Source organism: Ochrobactrum sp. SFR4 (assembly GCF_019730395.1).
GTDB lineage: Bacteria > Pseudomonadota > Alphaproteobacteria > Rhizobiales > Rhizobiaceae > Pseudochrobactrum.
This window is the reverse complement of record NZ_JAAPBB010000002.1, coordinates 352,316-374,067: the sequence shown is the minus strand read 5'-3', so window position 1 is coordinate 374,067 and position 21,752 is coordinate 352,316. Positions and strand designations below refer to the sequence as shown.

The 21,752-nt window shown below is 48.0% G+C and carries 22 protein-coding genes and 1 tRNA gene; 12 read left to right on the top strand and 11 right to left on the bottom strand.

Features of this window, described 5'->3' with window-relative positions:
- Positions 1–71 precede the first annotated feature (71 nt).
- A complete protein-coding gene (locus HBA93_RS04125; protein ID WP_286201738.1) occupies positions 72–2,330 on the bottom strand; it encodes a Wzz/FepE/Etk N-terminal domain-containing protein in 2,259 nt (752 codons plus the stop codon).
- Between the two features lie 419 nt (positions 2,331–2,749).
- On the opposite strand from HBA93_RS04125, the gene HBA93_RS04120 reads away from it, so the two are divergent.
- The 4 genes from HBA93_RS04120 (at position 2,750) to HBA93_RS04105 (ending at position 7,606) form a co-directional block, all read left to right on the top strand.
- On the top strand, positions 2,750–3,313 hold the full coding sequence (locus HBA93_RS04120) for a polysaccharide biosynthesis/export family protein (RefSeq protein WP_116088154.1): 564 nt from the start codon (positions 2,750–2,752) through the stop codon (positions 3,311–3,313).
- Between the two features lie 47 nt (positions 3,314–3,360).
- Positions 3,361–4,500 (top strand): glycosyltransferase, encoded by a 1,140-nt coding sequence (locus HBA93_RS04115; RefSeq protein WP_353619315.1) that lies wholly within the window; start codon positions 3,361–3,363, stop codon positions 4,498–4,500.
- Positions 4,501–4,742: 242 nt separating this feature from the next.
- Entirely contained in the window at positions 4,743–6,287 is a 1,545-nt protein-coding gene (locus HBA93_RS04110) for an undecaprenyl-phosphate glucose phosphotransferase (RefSeq protein WP_221722410.1), read from the top strand.
- A complete protein-coding gene (locus HBA93_RS04105) occupies positions 6,284–7,606 on the top strand; it encodes an O-antigen ligase family protein (RefSeq protein WP_286201737.1) in 1,323 nt (440 codons plus the stop codon). Before HBA93_RS04110 ends, HBA93_RS04105 begins: the two co-directional genes overlap by 4 nt.
- A 326-nt stretch (positions 7,607–7,932) precedes the next feature.
- Here HBA93_RS04105 and HBA93_RS04100 read toward each other — a convergent pair whose 3' ends face one another.
- Positions 7,933–9,069 (bottom strand): GGDEF domain-containing protein, encoded by a 1,137-nt coding sequence (locus tag HBA93_RS04100; protein ID WP_221722409.1) that lies wholly within the window; start codon positions 9,067–9,069, stop codon positions 7,933–7,935.
- Between the two features lie 352 nt (positions 9,070–9,421).
- Between HBA93_RS04100 and HBA93_RS04095 the strand changes: the two genes are divergently transcribed.
- Together HBA93_RS04095 and HBA93_RS04090 are read left to right on the top strand one after the other, a co-directional pair.
- Positions 9,422–9,673 (top strand): GlsB/YeaQ/YmgE family stress response membrane protein, encoded by a 252-nt coding sequence (locus HBA93_RS04095; protein ID WP_121992758.1) that lies wholly within the window; start codon positions 9,422–9,424, stop codon positions 9,671–9,673.
- Positions 9,674–9,726: 53 nt separating this feature from the next.
- Positions 9,727–10,020 carry an AAA family ATPase gene (locus HBA93_RS04090; protein WP_221722408.1) on the top strand — a complete coding sequence of 98 codons (294 nt, stop codon included), beginning with the start codon at positions 9,727–9,729 and terminating at the stop codon, positions 10,018–10,020.
- Positions 10,021–10,088: 68 nt separating this feature from the next.
- Here the strand turns inward: HBA93_RS04090 and HBA93_RS04085 are convergent, their stop codons facing one another.
- A complete protein-coding gene (locus tag HBA93_RS04085; RefSeq protein ID WP_221722407.1) occupies positions 10,089–11,723 on the bottom strand; it encodes a phosphoethanolamine transferase in 1,635 nt (544 codons plus the stop codon).
- Between the two features lie 443 nt (positions 11,724–12,166).
- Here HBA93_RS04085 and HBA93_RS04080 point away from each other — a divergent pair, with 443 nt between their 5' ends.
- From HBA93_RS04080 to HBA93_RS04065, 4 genes are all read left to right on the top strand, one after another.
- Entirely contained in the window at positions 12,167–12,466 is a 300-nt protein-coding gene (locus HBA93_RS04080; protein ID WP_075655621.1) for a hypothetical protein, read from the top strand.
- Positions 12,467–12,714: 248 nt separating this feature from the next.
- Positions 12,715–13,059 carry a DMT family protein gene (locus HBA93_RS04075; RefSeq protein ID WP_028233603.1) on the top strand — a complete coding sequence of 115 codons (345 nt, stop codon included), beginning with the start codon at positions 12,715–12,717 and terminating at the stop codon, positions 13,057–13,059.
- Positions 13,060–13,132: 73 nt separating this feature from the next.
- Positions 13,133–13,618 (top strand): DUF3060 domain-containing protein, encoded by a 486-nt coding sequence (locus HBA93_RS04070; RefSeq protein ID WP_221722406.1) that lies wholly within the window; start codon positions 13,133–13,135, stop codon positions 13,616–13,618.
- 230 nt (positions 13,619–13,848) lie between these two features.
- Complete coding sequence (locus HBA93_RS04065) at positions 13,849–14,121, top strand: LptA/OstA family protein (protein WP_121992763.1); 273 nt, start codon at positions 13,849–13,851, stop codon at positions 14,119–14,121.
- A 179-nt stretch (positions 14,122–14,300) separates the two neighbouring features.
- On the opposite strand, the gene HBA93_RS04060 is transcribed toward HBA93_RS04065, so the two are convergent.
- The 4 genes from HBA93_RS04060 to HBA93_RS04045 all read right to left on the bottom strand — a co-directional run bounded on the left by HBA93_RS04060 (position 14,301) and on the right by HBA93_RS04045 (position 16,871).
- A tRNA-Pro gene (locus HBA93_RS04060) sits at positions 14,301–14,377 on the bottom strand.
- Between the two features lie 75 nt (positions 14,378–14,452).
- On the bottom strand, positions 14,453–15,277 hold the full coding sequence (locus tag HBA93_RS04055; protein ID WP_221722405.1) for a glycosyltransferase family 25 protein: 825 nt from the start codon (positions 15,275–15,277) through the stop codon (positions 14,453–14,455).
- Positions 15,278–15,316: 39 nt separating this feature from the next.
- Positions 15,317–16,102: a glycosyltransferase family 25 protein gene (locus tag HBA93_RS04050; RefSeq protein ID WP_221722404.1), complete on the bottom strand. Its 786-nt coding sequence runs from the start codon at positions 16,100–16,102 to the stop codon at positions 15,317–15,319.
- A gap of 13 nt (positions 16,103–16,115) precedes the next feature.
- The gene (locus HBA93_RS04045) at positions 16,116–16,871 is read right to left on the bottom strand and encodes a glycosyltransferase family 32 protein (RefSeq protein WP_221722403.1); all 756 of its coding nucleotides are present in this window, start codon (positions 16,869–16,871) and stop codon (positions 16,116–16,118) included.
- Positions 16,872–17,125: 254 nt separating this feature from the next.
- Between HBA93_RS04045 and HBA93_RS04040 the strand changes: the two genes are divergently transcribed.
- Both HBA93_RS04040 and HBA93_RS04035 read left to right on the top strand, forming a co-directional pair.
- Positions 17,126–17,377 carry a hypothetical protein gene (locus HBA93_RS04040; RefSeq protein ID WP_121992767.1) on the top strand — a complete coding sequence of 84 codons (252 nt, stop codon included), beginning with the start codon at positions 17,126–17,128 and terminating at the stop codon, positions 17,375–17,377.
- Between the two features lie 94 nt (positions 17,378–17,471).
- Positions 17,472–17,783: a hypothetical protein gene (locus tag HBA93_RS04035; protein ID WP_286201736.1), complete on the top strand. Its 312-nt coding sequence runs from the start codon at positions 17,472–17,474 to the stop codon at positions 17,781–17,783.
- A 17-nt stretch (positions 17,784–17,800) separates the two neighbouring features.
- Here the strand turns inward: HBA93_RS04035 and HBA93_RS04030 are convergent, their stop codons facing one another.
- The 4 genes from HBA93_RS04030 to HBA93_RS04015 form a co-directional block, all read right to left on the bottom strand.
- Positions 17,801–18,334: a GNAT family N-acetyltransferase gene (locus HBA93_RS04030; protein WP_121992768.1), complete on the bottom strand. Its 534-nt coding sequence runs from the start codon at positions 18,332–18,334 to the stop codon at positions 17,801–17,803.
- Between the two features lie 29 nt (positions 18,335–18,363).
- Complete coding sequence (locus tag HBA93_RS04025; RefSeq protein ID WP_221722402.1) at positions 18,364–19,410, bottom strand: HlyD family secretion protein; 1,047 nt, start codon at positions 19,408–19,410, stop codon at positions 18,364–18,366.
- A 27-nt stretch (positions 19,411–19,437) separates the two neighbouring features.
- The gene (locus tag HBA93_RS04020; protein ID WP_502910033.1) at positions 19,438–21,081 is read right to left on the bottom strand and encodes an MFS transporter; all 1,644 of its coding nucleotides are present in this window, start codon (positions 21,079–21,081) and stop codon (positions 19,438–19,440) included.
- A 175-nt stretch (positions 21,082–21,256) separates the two neighbouring features.
- Positions 21,257–21,700 carry a MarR family winged helix-turn-helix transcriptional regulator gene (locus HBA93_RS04015; RefSeq protein ID WP_286201734.1) on the bottom strand — a complete coding sequence of 148 codons (444 nt, stop codon included), beginning with the start codon at positions 21,698–21,700 and terminating at the stop codon, positions 21,257–21,259.
- Positions 21,701–21,752 lie beyond the last annotated feature (52 nt).

Genomic DNA, 21,752 nt, shown 5'->3' with positions numbered 1-21,752 from the left:
CGGCACCCATTGTACGCACAAAACTCGCTCTAACACTTTAAAGTCAAAGCATAATTTTAGATAATTATGCTCTAGGCGTGCGGTACCATCAGAATGGTTACATCGTCCTGACCTGCCTCATGGAATGCCAGTGCCGTCTGCGCCACAGCCTGATCCTCGCTGTCAAACACATTCATCACAAAGACGGATGTATCACTGTCAAGGTTCAGCGCCTGTTCGGCAGAGGATGCACCGGTTTCCACCAGAACAAAATCATAGGCCGTTTCCAGCGCTTCAAAAATTACCGGCAGACGTTCGGCCTGTGCCATTGCGGTCTTCGGATCAGAAAGACCTGTCGGAATTACATCCGCATCCGAATATAAATCACCATGAATAATATCGGTAAACTGCTTCACATTGAGCAGAAGGTCGGTAATGCCGGCAGGTCTGTTGCCATCCAGCATTGCCTGACTGACAGCGCCATTGCCGGTCATATCCACAAGCAGTACCCGCAGGCTGCGATCAGCCAGTTCACGCAGCAAATGCACACTGCCGGCAGATCCGGCATCACCTTCCGGCGAAATCAGGATAATGCGACGGCGTTCCTGCAACATCAGACGGCTGGCAATCGCCGCAACCCCATTGGGCGCATAAATATCATCGGATGCCGGATCAGGTTCTTCCGTGGCATCCGGTTCAGACACAGTATAGCTGTCATAGATACGCTGAATTGTTTCGACATCAATTTCAGGACGGGCCATAGGGTGCTCTACCATCTCATTTTTATCAGGCATCTCATTTGTATCGGAAACAGGATCGGGAGCCGGCTGCGCAATCAGCTTATTATCAAGCTGAGCAGTTTCATTATGCGCAGGGCTAAAGTTCTGTGCAACAGCACCATATTCGTCCCCCCAGAGATTGTGCCTGTTGTCAGCTCTGACAGGACTTGTTGTCATTGCACGACCGCTGAAAAGCTCGCGCAGCAAAACAAAAACCGATAACAGCAACAAGCCTGCTACAAAACTCATGCTGACCATAGGCAGCACTTTTGGGAAATACGGTGCCCCTGCTACAGTTGCCGTTGAAAAAATCCGTGCATCCGCAGGCTGATCTGTACGGTCAGCAATGCTGGAGGCCTCGCGATAGCGCGCCAGATAGGCTTGCAGCAAATCGCGCTGGGCGGCGGCATCACGTTCCAAAGCACGCAGTTCAACTTCCTGACTGCCAGCCTCGGCGGCCTGTGCTTTCAGCCGGTTGAGTTCACGGGTCTGCTCCTGCTCGCGGCTGCGGGCAGTCGTCACCTCATTATCAAGGCTTTTCAGAATTGTATTGCCTTCCTGCCGGATCTGCCGGTCAAGATCAGCGAGCTGCGCACGCAAGCCCTGAATACGCGGGTGCCCGTCCAGCAGCGTTGTCGACAGATTGGCAATCTCAGCCATCAGCGCTCCGCGGCGCTCATTCAGCTGCTGCATAATGCCGGAGGACATAACTTCCGGCAGGCTGTTGACCGGCACACCATTTTTAAGTGCAGTGCGAATGCTCTCAGCTTTCGCTTCACTGGCCGCACGTTCTGCTTTCAGTCGCGACAGCTCCGATGAGATATCGGACATTTGCTGCGTGGCAAGGGAAGTATTATTGCTGGTATTCAGCAGATCACTTGCCGCACGAAAATCTGCGACTTTGGTTTCCGCCTCGCGCACTTTCTTCGTCAGCCGTTCAATTTCAGGCTCCAGCCAGCCGGTTGCATCACCTGTCAGCTGACGCTTGGCAGCGGCCTGTGCTGCAATATATTCCTCTGCAATTTTATCGGCAACATCGGCAGCGATCTGCGGATTTTTGGAGACAAACTCAACCACAATCACCCGTGAGCCGGTTACAGCATAGACCTGTAAATTCTCACGCATACGGGTGAGAACCTGTTCTGACACCGGAATCGTGCGCGGGTCAGGGCGCAATCCCAGCAAGACCAGAACCTGTTTCACCGGCGACATGGTTTTCGGATAGAATTCCGCATAATCTTCAAGCTTCAGATCAGCTGCCACTTTTGCAAGGATTTTCGCAGAGTTAATCAACTCTACCTGCGATTTAACAGCCTCAGGATCCAGTAGCGGACGATCCGTTTCGGAACCGATATTCGGACGTGTGAAGACAGTTTCCCGTGCTTCAATCAGAATACGCGCCTCGGAGCGGTAATAAGGAGAGAGAAATTGCGCAACACCCCATGTCAGCAGAGCAAACAGCAGTGCGCCCAAAACAATGAACAGCCAGTTGCGCTTCAGAGCGGCGAACAGCGCTCCGATATCAATTTCCGCATTTTCTGCTGCATCGCGCATCACTGACCCGATCCCCATAATCCTGAACAGGACTCTAATGGTAAATCATCAAGGTAACTATAGGGTTAAATCCGGCAATCTCCCCTCATCCTCCATATTGAGAAAGTATCAGGGCTTTACTTTAGCAGTTTGTATTTAAAGATAATTTTATCATCGCAACGAATTTTAGCTTTTAGTCTTTACGCCATATTAACCCTAATAATTCAATAATCACCATCAGACAGATGTCAGTTGCACAGCTATGAAATGCGCAACGGAACCTGAACATATACTAATATGAACTAGAGCATGTCGTGCTTAATCAAATTCACAGCGCTCGCTCTAGATTCTTTTAATTGTCGCATGTGCGCGAACGCTAAATGAAACCATTTAGCTGCGACATGCTTTGGTGGGTTCTGACACCAAAGCAATCAGAACGGGATAAGGAAAAGAGCAGAATGAAAACACGTGTTTTTATGGCAGCTTTGGGCGTAACCTGTCTGGTATTGTCAGGCTGCACCAGCTATCGCCCTGCTCCTCCGGCATTCCACGAAGCGCTAAACCAGCCTTATATCCTCGGCTCCGGTGACCGTCTGCGCATTACCGTTTTTGAACAGGCGGGATTAAGCAATACATATTCTGTCGACCAGTCCGGTTATATTGCCTTCCCGCTGATCGGCAGCGTTCCTGCACGCGGCAAAACAGTCAAACAGCTTGAAGCCACTATCGCTTCTAAGCTGCGCGGCGGCTATATCCGCAATCCTGACGTCAGCGTAGAAATCGACCGTTACCGGCCGGTCTTTATCATGGGTGAAGTCGGTGGCGCAGGACAATATTCTTACGTGCCGGGCATGACCGCGCAAACGGCCATCGCTGCGTCCGGCGGCTTTACACCACGCGCCAATCAGGAGAGCGTCGATATTACCCGTCAGATCAACGGTAAAATCTTTACCGGACGTGTGCGCATTACAGACCCGATCCTGCCAGGTGATACCATCTATGTCCGTGAACGGTTATTCTGACCGCCACGGATAAAACCAGCATTCATCCTTCCTGAGGCGAGGTTATTGTGAAGCAAAAATCTTTGCGGATTATCCATTGCTTCCGTTCCCCTACAGGCGGCGTGTTCCGCCATATACGTGATCTGGCTGCCATGCAGAATGCCGCCGGCCATCAGGTCGGTGTCATTTGCGAGTTATGCGAAGACGGCGCTCTTGAGCAACAGCAATTTGCCAGTATGGTGCCTGATCTGAAACTGGGGCTGCATCGTATCCCCATCAGCCGCAGAATAGGTCTCAGTGATATCGGCGCTATTATAAGCACGCGCAAATTACTGAAGCAGCTTCAACCGGATATTGTGCACGGGCACGGCGCAAAAGGCGGAACTTACTCCCGTCTCGGCACGATAGGCATCCATAAAAGCCGGACTCTGCGCCCGCACAGATTTTACTCTCCTCATGGCGGCAGCCTGCATTTTGATCCGGCATCCCTTGCCGGTAAGATCATGTTCACAGCAGAGCGTCTCCAGGAACGGATCACCGATGGCCTGATCTTTGTCTCAGCCTATGAGGAAAATACCTATCAGGAAAAGGTCGGGCATCCGCGCTGCGCTCACACCGTCATCCGTAACGGCATCAGCAAAGATGAATTTACTCCGGTTACACCTGAGCCTGATGCCGCAGATTTTCTGTTTACCGGCATGATGCGCGATCTGAAAGGCCCCGATCTTTTCATCCGCGCTCTGGCGGAACTGAACAAGACAGCAAAGGCGAACAACCAGCCGGTTGCCAGCGGCGCCATGATCGGAGACGGGCCGCAAAAACAGAGCTATCAGGCGCTTGCCACGCAACTCGGGTTGGAAAATCATATCCGCTTTTATCCGGCAATGCCGGTACGGGAGGCATTAAGGCACGGTCACATCTTTGTACTGCCTTCACGTGCTGAATCCCTGCCTTATATTGTCTTGGAAGTTCTGGCAGCACAGCGTAGTATCATTGCAACAGATGTCGGTGGCCTTGCTGAAATATTCGGCGCGGACAGCAATGCGCTTTGCAAGCCGGATGCCGGTGCAATTGCCGTAAGAATGCGCGAAGTTCTGGCTTTCCCAGCGCGCTACCAGGAAACGATGCCGGATACCCTCCTGCTACGCTCACGTTTCAGCAGGGAAAATATGGCTCATGCAGTTGAACAATTTTATTGCATCAACTAAATTACCTGTAAGAGCTATGTAAAACTTCCGTATTTCAGTATAATATAAATATTATTCGCATAAAATTACTCTAATAAAGCAATATTGCGGATATTTACTATCCGGCAACCACAATACATGAAAACCCAGTTTACAACCTCAAACTACGCGTTCTCTCGAGAAAAATAAGAAAAAAGCAACTCTCATCACGGATACAGTGCTTATATTTCTTGTGAGCAAAACTTTAATATGCCGGTGCATCAATGAATGAGAAAAAAAATAAAGGAAACTTTGACAGGAAGGTGCTGCAAAGAAAACCTGACTCAGGTGCATCTTTTACACCAACTGAAAAAGCCGAGTTGAGCCCGCTGGCCATGAAAGTGGCTGCTCAATACAAAAACGAAAGCATTTCTCCCGCTCTGTTCACAGGACTTATGCGCATCTGGGAGTTTGTGATTGTCGCTCTGTGCGGCACCGGTGTTTACCTCAGCTATGTCGGCGCCAGCAGCATCCATATGCTGGAATATTTATTTGCGAATGTTCTGGCAGCCGCGCTCTATGTTATCTTTGCCCAGTTCAGCTCCGGCTATCGCCCTTCAGTGCTGCGCAAGCCGTTTCGTTATCTCGGCCGGCTGATTATCTGCTGGGCCGGTGTTTTCGCCGTTATGGCTATTGTGGCATTTCTGCTGAAAATTTCTGCCGTTTATTCCCGTATCTGGTTTGCCGGATTTGTGATTTCCGGTTTTATTGCTCTCGTTGCATCGCGTTTTCTCGCAGCCAGACTGATGCGCATGCTCGCCCGCAGCGGCCGCATGGAACGGCGTGCGGTTATTGTCGGCGGCGGTCAGAATGCGGAAGATCTCATTCTCGAACTCAACAAGCAGCCGGATAATGATATCCGTATTTGCGGTATTTTTGACGATCGCGGTGACCGTCGTTCCCCGCCGGTTGTTGCCGGCTATCCCAAGCTTGGTAATATTTCAGAACTTATCGAATTTGCCCGTGTCGCCCGCATTGACATGCTGATCGTCTCTCTGCCTATATCTGCGGAAGAACGGGTTTTGACACTGATGCAAAAGCTTTGGGTACTGCCGGTGGATATCCGCCTTTCTGCCCATGCTGCCAATATGCGCCTGCGACCACGTGCTTATTCCTATATCGGCTCCGTGCCAATGCTGGATATTCTCGACAAACCTATCAACGACTGGGATGCTATCGCCAAGCGTTTGTTTGATATTATCTTCAGCCTGTTTGGAATTGTTCTTTTCTCACCAATCATGCTGGCGACCGCTATCGCAATCAAGCTCGACAGCAAAGGCCCTGTGATTTTCAAACAAAAGCGTCACGGCTTTAATAATGAAGTGATCAATGTCTGGAAATTCCGCTCGATGTACAGCGACCAGTGCGATCCTACTGCAAGATTGGCCGTCTCCAAGAATGACAGCCGCGTAACCCGTGTCGGCCGTTTTATCCGCAAAACTTCGATTGATGAATTACCGCAATTTTTCAACTCCTTAGGCGGCAGTCTTTCACTCGTCGGCCCTCGTCCTCACGCGGTCAGCGCCAATTCCAACAATATGCTCTATAATGATGTGGTTGACGGCTATTTTGCCCGTCATAAAGTCAAACCGGGTGTAACCGGTTGGGCTCAGATCAATGGCTGGCGCGGCGAAATCGACAAGCCTGAGAAAATCGTGATGCGCACGGAATATGATCTCAATTATATTGAGAACTGGTCACTGCTATTCGACCTGAAAATCCTGTTTCTTACCCCTATACGCCTGCTGAATACGGAAAACGCCTATTGAACTATCCGCCCCAGCCTGCGCATACGCATTCCGCTTCAGATGCAGCATTCCATGCTCTGAAGGAGCGCGGCCAGCGACAAGCTGCAATACAGTGGCTTGCCCGGTTGTCGCTGGCTACAGGCGTATTTTTCAGCGGCTTCGTCCTCTTTGAACCCGGGCCTTATGAAATTCTGATGTTAGGGCTCATCAGCCTGTGGCTGCTGTTTGGTCTCAGGCTGAGTGTTCATTCGCTGGCATTGCTGCTGCTGCTCACCTTGTTCAATATTGGCGGTGTGCTCTCGATTTTTCAGATGGCTGATCTGAAGAAAGCACCGCTTTATATTGCTGTGTCTTATTTTCTGGCGCTTACCAGCGTGTTTTTCGCCGCAGTCACTGAAAGCGACTGGCGCAGATTGCAACCACTGTTCACCGGCTATCTGACAGCCGCGGTCATTACAGGCATGCTGGGTATTGGCGGCTATCTTAATCTGATCCCTGCTGCAGATCTGTTCACCCTTTACGGCCGCGCTAAAGGTGCTTTTCAGGATCCGAATGTCTTCGGTCCTTTTCTGATCCTGCCTATTAACTGGTGCATTTATCAGGTTCTGACACGCCCGTTCCGGAAAAGCCTACTCTATTGGGCACTGTTTCTTTTGCTGACACTTGCTGTGCTGTTGTCCTTTTCCCGTGCAGCATGGGGTATGCTTGCTGTATCCTTATTACTTATTCCGGCCCTGCTGTTCATCAGCAGCAAGAACCAGCACTTTCGCGGCAAAATCATCCTGATCAGCATCGCAGCAATTGTTCTTCTTGCTTTTACATTGCTGATTGCCTTGCAAATTCCGCAAATCAGCGAATTGTTCACCCAGCGCGCGCGCCTTGAACAGGATTATGACAGCGCCCGCACGGGACGCTTTGCGCGGCACTGGCTGGGTTTTCTTTTGTCTATGGAAAAACCCTTCGGCATAGGTCCGCTGGAATTCGGCCCCATGTTCGGAGAAGACACACATAATATCTGGCTGAAGGCATTGCTGGACTATGGCTGGCTTGGTTTTTTGGCTTTCATTATCCTGACCATGCTCACACTGGGTTTCGGCTTCAGGCTGATGCTGCGGGAGCGGCCATGGCAGCCTTATCTGCTCTGTGCCTATGTTGCATTTATCGGTCATATACTGATCGGCAATGTGATCGATATCGATCACTGGCGGCATTTCTATCTGATAACCGGCATTATCTGGGGTTGCGCAGGGCTTGAACAACGCTATCAGCAACAGGCACGTTTCCAACGCACATCTGCAGCGCAACTGTACCACAACCTCTCAGCTCTTCGCAGACGATAGAGCATTTCCGGTTTTGATTACATCCGGCGAAATGTTCTATTCCTTGTTTTTATGCGCATCACGAAAAGCACCTCACATTTTTCGTGACGTGTTTTAACCGGAGCCGGTCAACTGCACCCTGCTTGTAATGCGTTTATATTCTGCGGAACCAAACCACCGGCACTGACGTTACATCCCTGTAACCGAACCACAACAATGAGGGAGAGCTAAGATGTTGAGAGCCGGTATTTTGTGGATGATGGGTGTTCCGTTTTTTGTCGTTGTGCTGATCTGGTATTTTTTCTTCTGATCCGCAGACGTCCGGCCGGATTTTCTTGTCACAGAAATCAGGCCAAAGTCACCTGATCACGGCCGGTCGCTTTACTGCTGTAAAGCGACACGTCAGCCCGTCTGTACAGACTTTCGAAATCCTCATTATTTTCAAGTTCCGCAACGCCGACGCTGATTGTAAGAACCCCTGAGGCCAGTGAGCCTTCATGCTCGATCTTCAATGCAGCAATCTGCTCACGCAGCCGTTCGAGAAGCTGTCCGGCCTGCTCAGTTGTACAATCATAAAAGAACAGCGCGAATTCCTCACCGCCAATTCTTGCCGCCATATCCTCGCTGTGGCGCAGCGTAGCTCTGATTGTACCGGCAACATGTTTCAAAGCTTCATCACCTGCAGCATGACCGTAAACATCATTATAAAGTTTGAAATGATCCACATCGATCATTGCAAAGCACATAGGCTTCTCCAATGAGCGTCCCCTGCCCATCATTGTCTCAACATGCCGGGAAAACAGCCGGCGGTTTGCCAGACCTGTCAGAGAATCTGTGTCACGCTCTTTGCGCAGCTCCGCAATCATATCCATAAATGTGACAGCCAGCAGCCCGATACCTGTAATGACGCCTATGACAGATATAGTAAATTGCAACACCAGCCAGAACGAACCGGCAGAAAACTCGATGACCGGCGAGGTCGCCATTCTTTCTGCGGTCATAATTGTGCGAGGAAAGAAATGCAGACCGAGCGCTAAGATCAGCCAGAACAATAATTTATCACCGGAATGACCGCGCAACAAAAAACGCGCCTGCAGGGCCGTGGCCAGAAAGATCGCCCCTATCCCCAGATTGATAATATAAATCCGGTAAAACAGATTTCGTTCGATATAATAATAATAAAATGTGCTGCCGACAATTGCGATCATAAACAGAGCATGAAACCAATAGGGCAATTTTCTGCCTGACCGGATCAATACACCATGGGAAAAGAATAAAACGCCGGCAACATATAAAACTGCCGATAAAACGGCATTCTGACCGATATCTGCGGGAACAAATATGACCTGAACGAATGTGCCCAGCGCAACCAGCAGAAAAGCACAGCCAAATAGTCCTAGATGCGGCCGTGTCCGTTCAAGACGCCACACACCGAAAAACATCAGTGAAAACAAAAAGAAGAAAATCGGCGGCAGATAAATCATAGCAAAGCAGTTTTCTTTTTCTCTGAGCCGGAAAACTGCCCGGATTTACTCATCCCACACACCCTCCGACTGCATGCTCCCTGTATTCAGGCTGCACTCCCATATGCCGGTCTTTATTCTCCTGATAATTATTTTAACGGCTTTCATCAAGCAACATAAAATTTATTTCATGCATATAAGCAACTGCAGGTTCTTCTATTCACGGTTCCCCCTCTTTACGGGAACCAAAACCCATTCCGCACGTTTTCATCCTGAGCAGATATTTCACTCTGCATTTGTCTGCACATTAAATTCCTGCAGACAAAGACCATCTTTTTACTATGTGCTGAACGTCAATAATGAGGGATATACCATGGAAGATGCTCAGATCGGCTGGATTGCAGCCATAATCATCGGTGGTCTGGCCGGCTGGCTGGCCGAAATGTTTATGAAAAGCGACCACGGCGTTTTCATGAATATTATTCTGGGTATTATCGGCGCTGCTGTCGCCAATGCCCTGCTCGGCCTGTTCGGCGTTGTACTCGGAGGCTGGCTCGGCTACCTGATCGCCGGTTTTATCGGAGCATGTATTCTGATTGCAGCGGGGCGCATGATCCGGCGGTAACTCCTCCGCCGGTCAACACTCCATTCCACAGTCAATGATTACGGAGAATGAAAATGGCAGATAATGCTGACAATGCCCGTCAGGCAATGGAAGAACAGATTGCAGAACTGCGTGCGCAGATTGATGCGATGAGCAAATCATTGAAACAGCGCGGTGAGGAAGTTGCAGACGAAGCTCGCACCCGCCTGAACCGTGCAGCCTCAACCATCAAAGAACAGGGGCAGGCAACCGTATCTGTCATCCGCGAGAATCCGGGCACTGCTACGACAATCCTGAGCACAGCAGGTATTGCCGGTTTTGTGCTTGGCTTTCTTGTTGCCAGCTGCCGGAATGATACGCGCTGGTAACAACCGCAATACTCCCTGACTGAAGCTCAATAAAACAGCGCCGGAAATTTCCGGCGCTGTTTTGATATTCAGGAAGCAGCTCCGTCACCGCGACAAGTATTGAAGATGTCCATATCCCTGTCATAGACGGTCGATTTTACATTCATTAAACCCAGCACCGTATGAAACAGATTATCATGAGATGCCGGATAATCTGCCAGAGTTTTGAGGCAAGCCTGTTTCAGGTCATTCTCTCTCAGAAAGTCCGGTGAAAACCAGCTGATAAACGGAATAGCCGTTTGCTCCCGCGGTGCGATGAAATAAGGCATGGCATGAAGATACAGCCCTTTCTCGCCAAGAGATTCACCATGATCAGACATATAGATCATCGATGAGGCAAACTCACTTTCTCTGGATTTCAATAAATCAATAATTTCCGCCAATATTTTATCGGTATAAGCGATTGTATTGTCGTAGGAATTTACAATTTCCTGCTGAGTGCAGTCAGCGAAATTAGATGTGCGGCATGCAGGTTTGAAGATTTCCTGCTCCGGCGGGTAGCGCCGGTAATAAGCAGGGCCATGACTGCCAAGCATATGCAGCACGACAACAGTATTGGTTTGAAAACTCTCAAGCCGTGATGCCAGTGTGTCTACCAGCACCTGATCGTAACATTCGCCGCCTGCACAATTCGGATTACCTTCCTGCAGAAGGCTCATATCAATTGTTTCAATGCGATCTGCGACACGTTTACTGCCGGTATTATTTTCAATCCATAAAGGCTGAATACCGGCATGTTTGAGCACATCCAGCAAGTTTTCAGACTGACGGAATTTCTTACTGCTATATTCCGTACGCGGAAACGGGGAAAACATGCATGGCACTGAAACAGAGGTCTCTGTACCGCAACTGCTGACATCGGTGAAATTCAGAACACCACGCTCACGGAGCTTCGGATTTGTGTCCCGGTCATAGCCATTGAAACTGAAGTTCTGTGCCCGTGCTGTTTCACCGACCACAATCACCGTCAACCGCTTTTTATTATTGCCCTCTCGATATGGTTTGGTCTGTACAGCATCTGTGCCGAGCGGCTGAGCAATATAGGTGCGCTCATCATTGACCTTCACGAAATAACGAATGGTACTGCTGAGCGGCGCAAGCGGGTTAAGCCTGCCGGTGATTTCCGCCTTTTTCTCGCGAAACATCGAAGAAAAAGCACCAAAATCTGTCAGAAGCAAAGCAATACCGGCAATCAGACAACCACTGATCAGCAAAGTATTGACCCATAATTTCTGCACGAAAGGCCGGTGCCTGACCTTCACGCAGATAATCAGTGCGGACGGCAGACCGGCATAAAGCAGCATATTGATTACAAAATGCGAATTAATCAGATGACCGGATTCAGCCTTTGTGGTTGTCGCAGCATTTTCAATCATATTCGGTGTAATCAGAACGCCGAAATGATCAATAAAATATGCAGCGGCTGCAGACACCGTCACAAAGAAAATCAATGCAGGTTTGATGAGATATGGCGCTGAAAATAAAACCAGCAAACAATAGGTCAGCAAAAATAATACCGCAGCAATAATACCGGTACTCAGAAAATCTCCTTTGAGATGATCCGCAATGAAAATGAAAGCGGCGCGGTTAAAAAATACAGTAATATAAATGGCCGTAATGAAACATAATAGATTGCTCGCAACAGAAATTCTTTTGAATTTCATAGTTCACCTGTTCGACGTTAAAAAACGCACAGATTCAATATCTTTATCAAGAAACAACACGTTTTTGAGCAAGCTACAAAGCGGATCAAAATCGTTTGAATAAAAATGAGCGTTTTGAAAATTTTTATAAAAATCAATAAATTACAATAAGTTATAAATTTTACCTTTGAGATTTCCTCTCCAAAATTGAAGCACCGGCTTCCGGGCGAAATTGTGACATCTCAATCAAAGCAGGAGTATATTCAGATAAAGCTCCTGCTCCCCTAATCAGTTTTCAGGCTCCGGAATATACCTCACCGCTTTATTCGCACCGCTTCAAAAAGTCTTGTTTCAACTTCCCGTAACTGAGCTATGATGGAGTGAATAAAGTTCTATTTCTCAACCGCTTACGGTGACCGCCAGAGACTTTCCTGCGGCACTGCAGTCAGAAGGACAGACTTGTGATGATTACCGGCCCGCAATCTAAAGCTGCCCGCGCATTAATTGAACTCAGCCGTGAAAGACTGTCATCATTCTCAGGCATTGATATCCGTGTGATTGAGTTATTTGAACGAAAACTTGAAACACCGGATGAAACTGTCCTTGCAGCGCTGCAAAAAGCCCTTGAAGATGCCGGAGCTGTATTTATTCCGGAAAATGGCGGCGGTATTGGCGTGAGATTGAAATTTACACGATCCGAAGCACGACGGCTTTCAACACTGGAAAGCGAAGGCGGCATTGTCGCCTATGACGAAGTTCCTTAAGCGGCATATTCTGTCAGATATCATAAATGCGCCACGGGCAGATCAAAGCAGAGAAGCTTTCTGTCTTTATCTGTCCGTAAAGGTGTTTTTCCCGGCCTCGGAAGCGATCTGTTCAAAGGTAAAACAAACCGATAAGAACTCAGGCTGTTCGCACCATCTTTTATTTCGTTCCTGCCTGCCAGAACTCCTCAGCCTGTCAAAATGATTTCATGCTGAGCAGGACTGCTGCCAATCACACCGAGGCACATATGGCTGATTATCTCAAGCCGATCTTACTGCTTTGCGCATCCAACATCTTCATGACATTTGCCTGGTACGGGCATCTCAAATTTACAAACAAACCGCTTTTGCTGGTCATAATTGTCAGTTGGCTGATCGCTTTTGCTGAATATTGCCTTGCAGTTCCGGCCAACAGAATGGGGCATGGCATCTACAGTGCCGCAGAACTCAAAACCATTCAGGAAGTCATTACTCTCAGTGTATTTGCCGGATTTTCCGTGCTGTATCTGGGGGAAAGCATAACCATAAATCATATGATTGGTTTTGCATTTATCTGCCTTGGCGCTTTTTTTGTATTTAAAGGGCCATTTTAGAGATATACAAAATACCTCCCTTCCCTCAACAGAGAGTGACACGATGAAACTGAATATTTCCGCAATCACTTTAATGAGTGTTCTTATTTCAGGCGCAGCATCCGCAGAGGAACTGACCGTTGAAGGCTCTGGTATTACACGTGATATTGCCTGTTCTTCGAATGATATCGGCATTTACGGTGTGAAGAATACGATCAAACTCACCGGCCGGTGTGATGATGTTGTTATTCACGGCAGCGATCATCAAGTGACATTTGAAGAAGCCAATGATGTATCAGTGACCGGTTCAAATAATAAAGTGACCGGTGGTCGTGTGAATGACCTCTCTGTAGACGTGGCCAACCATGAAGTCACAGCCACATTACGCTCCAATGATAATGACAGGGCAGAGCTTGAAGTGAGCGGTGCACAAAATGTGGTGAATGTTACCCTGGAAAGTGACACCAAAATCGAAGTCGGAGGTGTTGGCCATAAAATCAACTGGTCTGTCGCATCAGGTGTTAAAGATCCGGCGATTTCAATTTACGGCGCCGATCACGAGGTCAGGAAAGCCAACTAACCTTGTTTGCCTGCTTCCGGCACATTCATAGCAATCTGCCGATTATATCAGGTAAGAACAGTCAGGGAAAACAATCATCCCTGACTGTTTTGATGCGGCAATGTAATATTTAAAACCGGTCACAGGGTCTGCTTACCGCTCTATCCGGCTCTTTCCTCCCACTTAATTGTGGTTTTCACCACTGAGGAACTATGTTCTCATTTCCTTCTTTTCGAATGAAGGAATTCATAATGCGCTCTTATTCACTTATTTATATAACTGCATTATCCGCTTTCGCCATGAGCGCAAATGCTGAGGCTGCATCAACAACTGCGAAGCGCCCTGCTTTTACAATCAATGCAGACCAGACAAAACAGTTATCAAAAACTGTCTCCCAGTTCAGCGGCAATGTGGTTATCAAATTGGGAGCCACAGAAATCAAAACAAATAAAGCGAAACTGGTTACGGCACCTGACAAAATAACAGTCTACACGGACACATTTGTCGCCACAGCGAAAAAATGATCCGATAGCTCCCTCTCCCATGTTCTGATTTTACTGCTGTTTTCAGGAATAGCGGCGAAACAAAACCATGCCAATCAGGCTATGAACGAAAGATTTAATGTCGAGGCAATAAACATCTGTGCGGCTTATCCTTTTGAAGGCAGGTGAGCCGTTTTACATCGGTTTCAAGCTTTGAAACATGGTCGGAGCGGCGGGATTCGAACCCACGACCCCTTGACCCCCAGTCAAGTGCGCTACCTGGCTGCGCTACGCTCCGAACACCTAAAAGCCCTAGAATAGAAAGGCTTTTTTGGCAAGAGATTAAAGCTCGCAAAGAACAACGGAAGACTCTTTATGCCTTGAAAGGTATCTTCCGCAGGATATGTCCTTTCATTAGCAAAAGCCTGATGAATAAAATTGCCTGTCCGATTTTAGTGACTGATCTGGTCAATTCACGTTTAGCTTTTTTAAGGCCTTTAGGTTTCTCATCATTGCTTGCGGTTATAACCGTCTTGTCCGGATAGTGCCCACGTTGCAGCTCTATGTCACTGATAAGACAGCCTTCACCTTTTGAAGTCCCTGCCGCTGCCTGCCGCCCTAAAGCAGGAACAATTTGATAAATATTATGCCTGTGAAGTGATTTTCCAAAAACATCGCCATCTATACAATCCATTCCGGGTGTGAAACGGTCGACAATTTCTTTGGCAGCTTTCCGGCTGATAATGTACAGAGCCGCTCCGGAATGATGAGACAAAAGACGCGATAAATAGCGTGTTTTATTCAGCTTAATCCGCTTGCTTGAAATAGTTGTCACCATCAAAGACGTTTCAAGCTTAACCAGATCAGCATCTTGCGGAATCCAACTATCCGAACAAAGGTAATCCTTTGCATCTGCTGAAACGTATATATCGTCTTCCATAACGGCAGCATATTCATCGGCACCAGCAATGATTTTCCTCATAATCATCAAGTGTGTTGCACCGCAAGCAATATCACCTGCCGATAAGTCAAAGCCCGCGACACCTTGCGATCTGTAATCAGAAAGCTCCTGCAGTGAAAATTTCTGCCCGTCAATCGCAGAAACCCTCTCAAACGGAATATCCAGATCAGAAAGCATCTTTGACATTCGCGCCATTCTCTCCGGTGCACGATCAAGATTGATCAGATAACATTTCATAGATGCTTCCCCCGGCTTTTTCAGCTCAATAAATCAACATCAGAGAACGTCAATAATCATTCTTTTTTCTGTCGCAAAACGCTTCACTTTGGAAACACCTCTTTTAAGCTCACGGATAATTTTTTGCTTTTTCGAAAGGGTGCCCCGTTTTTTTTGCACCATGTGAACTACAGAGCGCTCTTCAATATTTTGCCCCAGAAGCAGAGCTTCAGGTGTCAGAACCTGTTCCTGAGCACAGATCGCGGGAACCATTTGATAAATATTATTCTGCGCATAAACCTCACAGCGCGGATCGAACAAGAAATGGTCAATCGGAGCCGGCATATATTGCCGCGTCAATGAGAGCAACTGCACAGCAAGCTCTCTGGAGATAAGATAGCCGCCTGTACCGGATTGAAAACTCAACATTCTTTTTAAATGCCGGTCATGAACAGAAATCTGTTCCCATCTTTTAAAATAAACCTTCATTTTAAAAGTCTCGAACCGCAGCAAATCAATTCCGGCTGGAACCCAGTTCGCATTTTTCAGAAAATCAGCAGCTTTTGCGGTCAGAATTATATCATCTTCGAAAATTGCTGCATATTTGTCATTGCTGGCAACCAGAAGCTCCCAGCATTTCCGATGGCTCATAAAACAGGCGAACTCTGACGGAGTGGGCTTTGGCCAATCCTCACTCAGACCAATCTTTGCAATATCATCCGGCTCAAGATTACGTCCGTCCACCGCCGGAACTCTTTCAAATTGCAGTTTCAATTGACTAAACTGATGGTGACAATGAGCAAGTCTGTCAGCACTTCTGTCCAGATTAATAACAAGTGTTTTCATATGTCACCCAGCATCATGAATTCAGAATTTCATCCATCGGGCTACCCGCAGGAATATTATTTAGTTTCAAACGGGAACTATACAAATGAAGTGCAGATGAACGTCCTGATGTCAGGTTAAGAACTGAAAGTCCTGGTTCATAAAGCAAATTTGTACATTCGAAATGCATATTATAAAATGTGTCTATGCTCGATACATGATCCGTCAAATTCAGTTCACGAACATAATGTGTTAAAAGCTGCGGCCCGATAACACCCCAAGGCTGATCTGCTACATGAACAGGAAATCCAAGTTTTTTCCGCAATATCATCCTGTTTCTTCGGCGGGTCTTCAGCCACGGAGGAATGAAGTAACTATCCTCGGAGGCCTCCAGGATTTTTTTTAATAAATGGCTTTCAGCAGGAATTTTAAGAACAGCATTACATATCAGCTCGGAACTTTCCCAACCGAAAATATATTCAGCTTCGGCAAAAGGCTTCAGGCAATAAACATCACAGTCAACATAAAGCCCCATATTTTCTCGCTGAATGCGATAGCGATAAATGTCAGAGGCAAAAGCCAGTCTGCTGTTTTTTCGAAAAATTTCAATTTCCTGTAAAGACATCAGCTTGCTTGCATCAAATAATCTGACACCTTCAAGAACATCTTCCGGCACTCCGAAAGAATGCAATACGACATCATAGCCATTGCGTAAAAACGATCTCAAACAAGCTGCATGAATTGGGCCAAGCTGTTTGCCGATCCAAACTGTGTTCACAATATTTGACATCAATTCCTCATTACGCCGGTCTGCTCTAACTAAACCAAAATTGCAGTTTGTAAATGTTTTATAGAACCGTCCTTATACTGTTATCCTCACTCCATTTTTCAGCTCTGACACCAAATGCAATTATTTCCTGAGCGGTTCAAAGCCGCATCAAATGTGAACTATTTCCGCTAGTGCTTAATTTTCATCGCTTTTAAAATTGCGCTTGACCGCATATAAAAACAAGAACATTATAGGAACAAATAGAGGATTCTATAATGTCTCTCGCCGCACAAAACCCTGAAAAATATATCATTATGCCGTTCCGCAGAAACAACCAGAAACTTGTTGCGGCGGAAATGCGCCCTGCTTCCAGTGAGGCAGGAGCCATTAAGATTGCCACATCTATGTCTGGCCGGTTTATTGGTGTTGCGGCCTATGCTGTGCTGGTTGATGAGGAAAGCGGCGATATGAACGCGCCGCGCCTGTTAGCAAGCTTTGGCGAAGTGCCTGATTTCAGTGATGATTAAAGCCTGATTTTCTGTTTATTATCCACTGAACATTCGCACTCTATGCAACTTCAACAGTCATTATCAGGCCCCGAGAACCGGCAAAGGATTCAGTATGCGCATCATATTTCTCAAATTGATTGCAACAGCATTTTTTCTGTCGGGGCTGAGTTCTGCATCAGTGGCAGCTCTAGCGCCGCAGTATCAGCGCGCCATTGAAATGAATGCTGTCATCTCTGCGGTTACAGAAACATTGTCTCCGCAACAAGCTGTCACCAAAGTCGTTTATCAGAGTGAAGATCAGTATTTGGTGGTCGCAGGCAATTGCTCAATAAAAGCAACAATTATCACGCTTCCGGCAAAGGCCGGGCTGGTAGGACCAAGACAATTTAAAGTCCAGCTTGGAAAACAGCGCTGCAAAAAATAAAGCCCAAATGTCGTAAATCAGAATTTATGGATCAGGTGAATATCATCCGGCTCCAGAGCATATAGCCTCTTATCCGGCTGTCCTATCGGATGGCCGCCCTGATGCAGATAAAACTCGACCGTATGCCGCGTTGAGGTTGAAGAAATATAGAATCCTTCTGCACCCTGCTCTTTGACAATTTCCATAGATTGCCGATAGAGGCGCGAGGCTAATCCGCGCCCGCGCCAATCATGACTGACATGTAAAAAAGACAGCTGCCGGTATTGCGGATAATCCGTAACCGGCCGCGCATCAACAACAGCGACCGCAACCAGTTTTTCCTCCGCGAAAGCACCAAGAAATGCACCGCCATGATCGTAACACTCCAGCAGGATCGGGGTATAGAGCTCAGGCTCTCCTTCCGGCCAGTCGCGTGTATCATAAAACTCTGAATGTAAATGTAAGCGGCCATCAGCAAAGCGATAAACTTCCTGAATAATCTCGCGCCGCTCAATCTGCCAGACAGATACAACCTCATCACGTGTAAGCGGGCGTATCTCTATAGTTTGCATTCAGACCTCGTTTTGTTGTCATGCAAGCATTATTTCGCTGCGGCTCCGGAATCAACCTTGACGATAACCGACATTCCCGGAACCAGACGCCCTACCTGCTCCTGTCCGCTATCAATCGCAATACGAACCGGCAGCCGCTGCGTTACCTTGATGAAATTTCCCGTCGCGTTATCCGCTTTCAAAACACTGAATTCCGAGCCTGTTGCCGGAGAAAATGCTTCAATATGACCTGTCATTTTCTCATGGTTTAATGCATCCACAGTGAATGTCACCGGCAAGCCGGCTTTCATGCCGTAAAACTGGGTCTCTTTAAAATTAGCAATAATCCACTTTTTATCCGGTACAAGATTTGTCAGTTGTGCACCAATATTAACATATTGGCCCGGTTTCGCACCGATTTCCCCAAGCACACCATCCTGAGGCGCAGTGATTTTTGTATTGCTCAGATCAATTCTGGCCAGATCAACTGCAGCTTCTGCATTGGTAACGGCAGCTTCAAGAGAATGTCTGCGAACAATGATGGATTGTACATCCTGTTTATTCACATCCAGCGCTGCTTCTGCCTGACTGACAGCACCGCGTGCTTGCTCCAAAGCTGATAAGGACTGATCTTCATTGCTTTGGGTCATCACCCCGCTTTTACGCAAGGGTGTTACGCGATTATAATTCGCCTCGGCCACATTCAATGTCACTTTCGCGCTGTTCAGAACAGCCTCGCCGGAGCGCGTGCGCGCTTCTGCGGCCAACCGATCCTGCTCCGAATTTGCAAGTGCTGCTTTTTGTGTCTCCAGCATGGCTTCTGCCTGCTTCAGTTTCTGAACATAAATCCGGTCATCCAGCGTAAACAGCACCTCACCCTTTTTGACACGCAGATAATCACGCTCAGGCGCATTGGTAATATAACCAGCAAGCTGTGGGCTGATCACCGTTACCTGCCCGCGGACATAGGCGTTTTCTGTCATCTGGACAGAGGAGCGAAACGGCGGCAGCTGCCAGGCATAAAGAATGAACAATACGCCACACAGGCCAATAGCCAGAATAAACAATGTTGCCGAATTACGAAAAATCTTCTGCATTTCAGATACTCACAAATCAAAATCAACTTATACGGGCTGCGCAATTGCGCGCCCGTGCATCAAGCGCCAGAGTTTCCCGATTACGGGGAAAACAGCGCGACGAATAATCAGAATGGCCAAAGTCAGTGCAGCAATAGCAGAAACGAGCAGAAACAGATCATTATAGGATAATATAACGGCCTCTTTCACAGCCTGCTGCGCCAAAAGTGCTACCCCTTCAGCCTGCACATAAACAGGATCTGTTATGACTTTTGTCACAGCACCGGAAAGCTGCGCGATACGTTGCGCAACCTGCGGATCGGTCAGAACCAGCTGGTCGTAAAGCCCGCGGAGGTGGAATTGCTGACGCCATGTCACAAAGCTGCCGAAGACTGCGGAACCGAACAGCCCGCCCACACTCTGCGTGAAAATGAAAATCACAATAAAGCTGGTTATATAGGCCGGTCCGTTTTTCAGCGCACTTACCAGCCCTGCCGCCATGGCAGGTGGCAGAAATAAAGCTCCGCCAAATGAAATCATCCCCTGACTGAGATACATCATTTCAGGGCGGGTCAGATTATTGGCATGACCATCCATAAATGCACCGGTCATAATCAATATCAGCGCGACCGCATAAATATAGGCTTCACGCCCCGGACGGATAACCATAGCGCAACTGATGCCGCCCATAAACGAGCTGATAATCAGAAGCCAATAAAGGCCGGTGCTTTGCTCATTATAAATACCCAGTGCCTGAAACATCCCTGTGGCACCGGCTGTTTGCTCTGAAAGCACCAGCCGAAACACCAGCAACATACCGGTAAAAGTCAGCGTCTGTCTGCTGGTCAGCCAGCGGATATTAATCAGAGGATTTTCACGATTGAATTCAATCGCGGCAGCCAATGCCAGAGCCGCAAAAGCAACAGCCAGACAGATACCGATCCACGGAGCCTCAAGCCACCAGTATAAACGGCCGACAACCAGCATCATTGCCAAAAGTCCGAAGCCGGTTGCAATCAGCGGATAGCTGATGAAATCCAGCTTTTCGAGCACTTTCTGATGCGGAATTGGTGTCAGCTTAAGTGTATAGACCGTCGCAAAACACAGCATCGCAAGACCGATTTCCAGCATATAAAGCTGCTGCCACAGACCGGTATCCAGCAATATCGGAGAAATAATGCGCGAAAGCGGTGCACCGAGTGTCGTACAGGTTAAAGCCAGACACAGTCCCCAGCTCATTTTCTTACTCGGAGGAAACGCCTCAAGCATATAGAAAAAGCCGAGCGTCGACATAGGGGATGCCGCAGCCCCCGAAAAGAACCGTACAATCAATGCCGAGTTAAGGTCATGGATAAACCAGTGCAGTGATGTAACCACCACAAAAGTAAGCAGCCCCAGTTCTGTAAACCGGCGCAACCCGTATTGCGTGCGGATTTTCATCAGGAACAGTGTCAGGCTGACATTCGGTGCCATATAGGCAGCAAGCAGCCATGTCGTTTCCGCAGTCGTAGCGCCAAGTCCGCCCTGTAATTGCGGGATATTGACCGCAACCATATTCAGGCCAATGCCCTGTGTGATCCACATCAGCAGAGATGCACACACAAAAGCAGCAGAAAGCAGAAACGGTTTTGCCGGCGGTACAGGCGGCGCAGCAGAAGCCTGCGGAGCATCGGATGCAGGTGCCTCTACCACTTCCTCCACAAGTGCCGGTTTTACGATCTGTTGTGTGGTGGCCGGCACAGCTTCAGCTGATGGTTTTTCCGTTTCCTGCACACCGGCTTTTGCCGGATGCAGCACTGCATCGGCATCATCTCCGGCCTCTTCGGGCTCGTCCTCTCCGGTTACTCTTATATCTGCCATGATAAAATCAGCTGATCGCTTCCATATTCTTCAAAATCACCCGCATAATGCGTAAACCTTCATCCAGATCAGCCTCACTCAGATCCTGAAGAATGCGGATGCGCAATTGTTCGGCAACGATATGCAATTCTTCCACCTGATCATGAGCCGCCTCGGTCAGAATAATATGTTTGGCGCGTCTGTCGCCTTCCACGGCACGCCGTGTGACCAGCCCTTGCTTTTCCAACCCGTCGATCAAACGCACCAGTGTAGGTGTCTCAATCTCCAATGCTGCAGCCAGTTCGGTCTGCGTCATACATTTATGGGTTGAAAGCAAAAACAACGTGCGGGCACGGGACAATGTCATGTCGTGCTCTTTCGCGAATGCATCAAATAAAGTGCGTAATTTGCGACCAGCCACGGACATATCCGTAAGCAAATCAGCACGTTTCTGAACGATTGCAGGTTTCATGAGCACACACATAGGTAGGAAGCTAACAATTATTATGCTATATAATTTTATT

Excerpts from the sequence above, each read along its gene's own strand:
- HBA93_RS04065 (WP_121992763.1), top strand. The coding sequence starts at position 13,849 with ATGCGCTCTTATTCACTTATTTATATAACTGCATTATCCGCTTTCGCC.
- HBA93_RS04075 (WP_028233603.1), top strand. The coding sequence starts at position 12,715 with ATGGCTGATTATCTCAAGCCGATCTTACTGCTTTGCGCATCCAACATC.
- HBA93_RS04015 (WP_286201734.1), bottom strand. The coding sequence starts at position 21,700 with ATGAAACCTGCAATCGTTCAGAAACGTGCTGATTTGCTTACGGATATG.
- HBA93_RS04125 (WP_286201738.1), bottom strand. The coding sequence starts at position 2,330 with ATGGGGATCGGGTCAGTGATGCGCGATGCAGCAGAAAATGCGGAAATT.
- HBA93_RS04085 (WP_221722407.1), bottom strand. The coding sequence starts at position 11,723 with ATGAAATTCAAAAGAATTTCTGTTGCGAGCAATCTATTATGTTTCATT.
- HBA93_RS04050 (WP_221722404.1), bottom strand. The coding sequence starts at position 16,102 with ATGAAAACACTTGTTATTAATCTGGACAGAAGTGCTGACAGACTTGCT.
- HBA93_RS04045 (WP_221722403.1), bottom strand. The coding sequence starts at position 16,871 with ATGTCAAATATTGTGAACACAGTTTGGATCGGCAAACAGCTTGGCCCA.
- HBA93_RS04030 (WP_121992768.1), bottom strand. The coding sequence starts at position 18,334 with ATGCAAACTATAGAGATACGCCCGCTTACACGTGATGAGGTTGTATCT.
- HBA93_RS04055 (WP_221722405.1), bottom strand. The coding sequence starts at position 15,277 with ATGAAATGTTATCTGATCAATCTTGATCGTGCACCGGAGAGAATGGCG.
- HBA93_RS04025 (WP_221722402.1), bottom strand. The coding sequence starts at position 19,410 with ATGCAGAAGATTTTTCGTAATTCGGCAACATTGTTTATTCTGGCTATT.
- HBA93_RS04070 (WP_221722406.1), top strand. The coding sequence starts at position 13,133 with ATGAGTGTTCTTATTTCAGGCGCAGCATCCGCAGAGGAACTGACCGTT.
- HBA93_RS04080 (WP_075655621.1), top strand. The coding sequence starts at position 12,167 with ATGATTACCGGCCCGCAATCTAAAGCTGCCCGCGCATTAATTGAACTC.
- HBA93_RS04035 (WP_286201736.1), top strand. The coding sequence starts at position 17,472 with ATGCGCATCATATTTCTCAAATTGATTGCAACAGCATTTTTTCTGTCG.
- HBA93_RS04040 (WP_121992767.1), top strand. The coding sequence starts at position 17,126 with ATGTCTCTCGCCGCACAAAACCCTGAAAAATATATCATTATGCCGTTC.
- HBA93_RS04095 (WP_121992758.1), top strand. The coding sequence starts at position 9,422 with ATGGAAGATGCTCAGATCGGCTGGATTGCAGCCATAATCATCGGTGGT.
- HBA93_RS04110 (WP_221722410.1), top strand. The coding sequence starts at position 4,743 with ATGAATGAGAAAAAAAATAAAGGAAACTTTGACAGGAAGGTGCTGCAA.
- HBA93_RS04120 (WP_116088154.1), top strand. The coding sequence starts at position 2,750 with ATGAAAACACGTGTTTTTATGGCAGCTTTGGGCGTAACCTGTCTGGTA.
- HBA93_RS04100 (WP_221722409.1), bottom strand. The coding sequence starts at position 9,069 with ATGATTTATCTGCCGCCGATTTTCTTCTTTTTGTTTTCACTGATGTTT.
- HBA93_RS04090 (WP_221722408.1), top strand. The coding sequence starts at position 9,727 with ATGGCAGATAATGCTGACAATGCCCGTCAGGCAATGGAAGAACAGATT.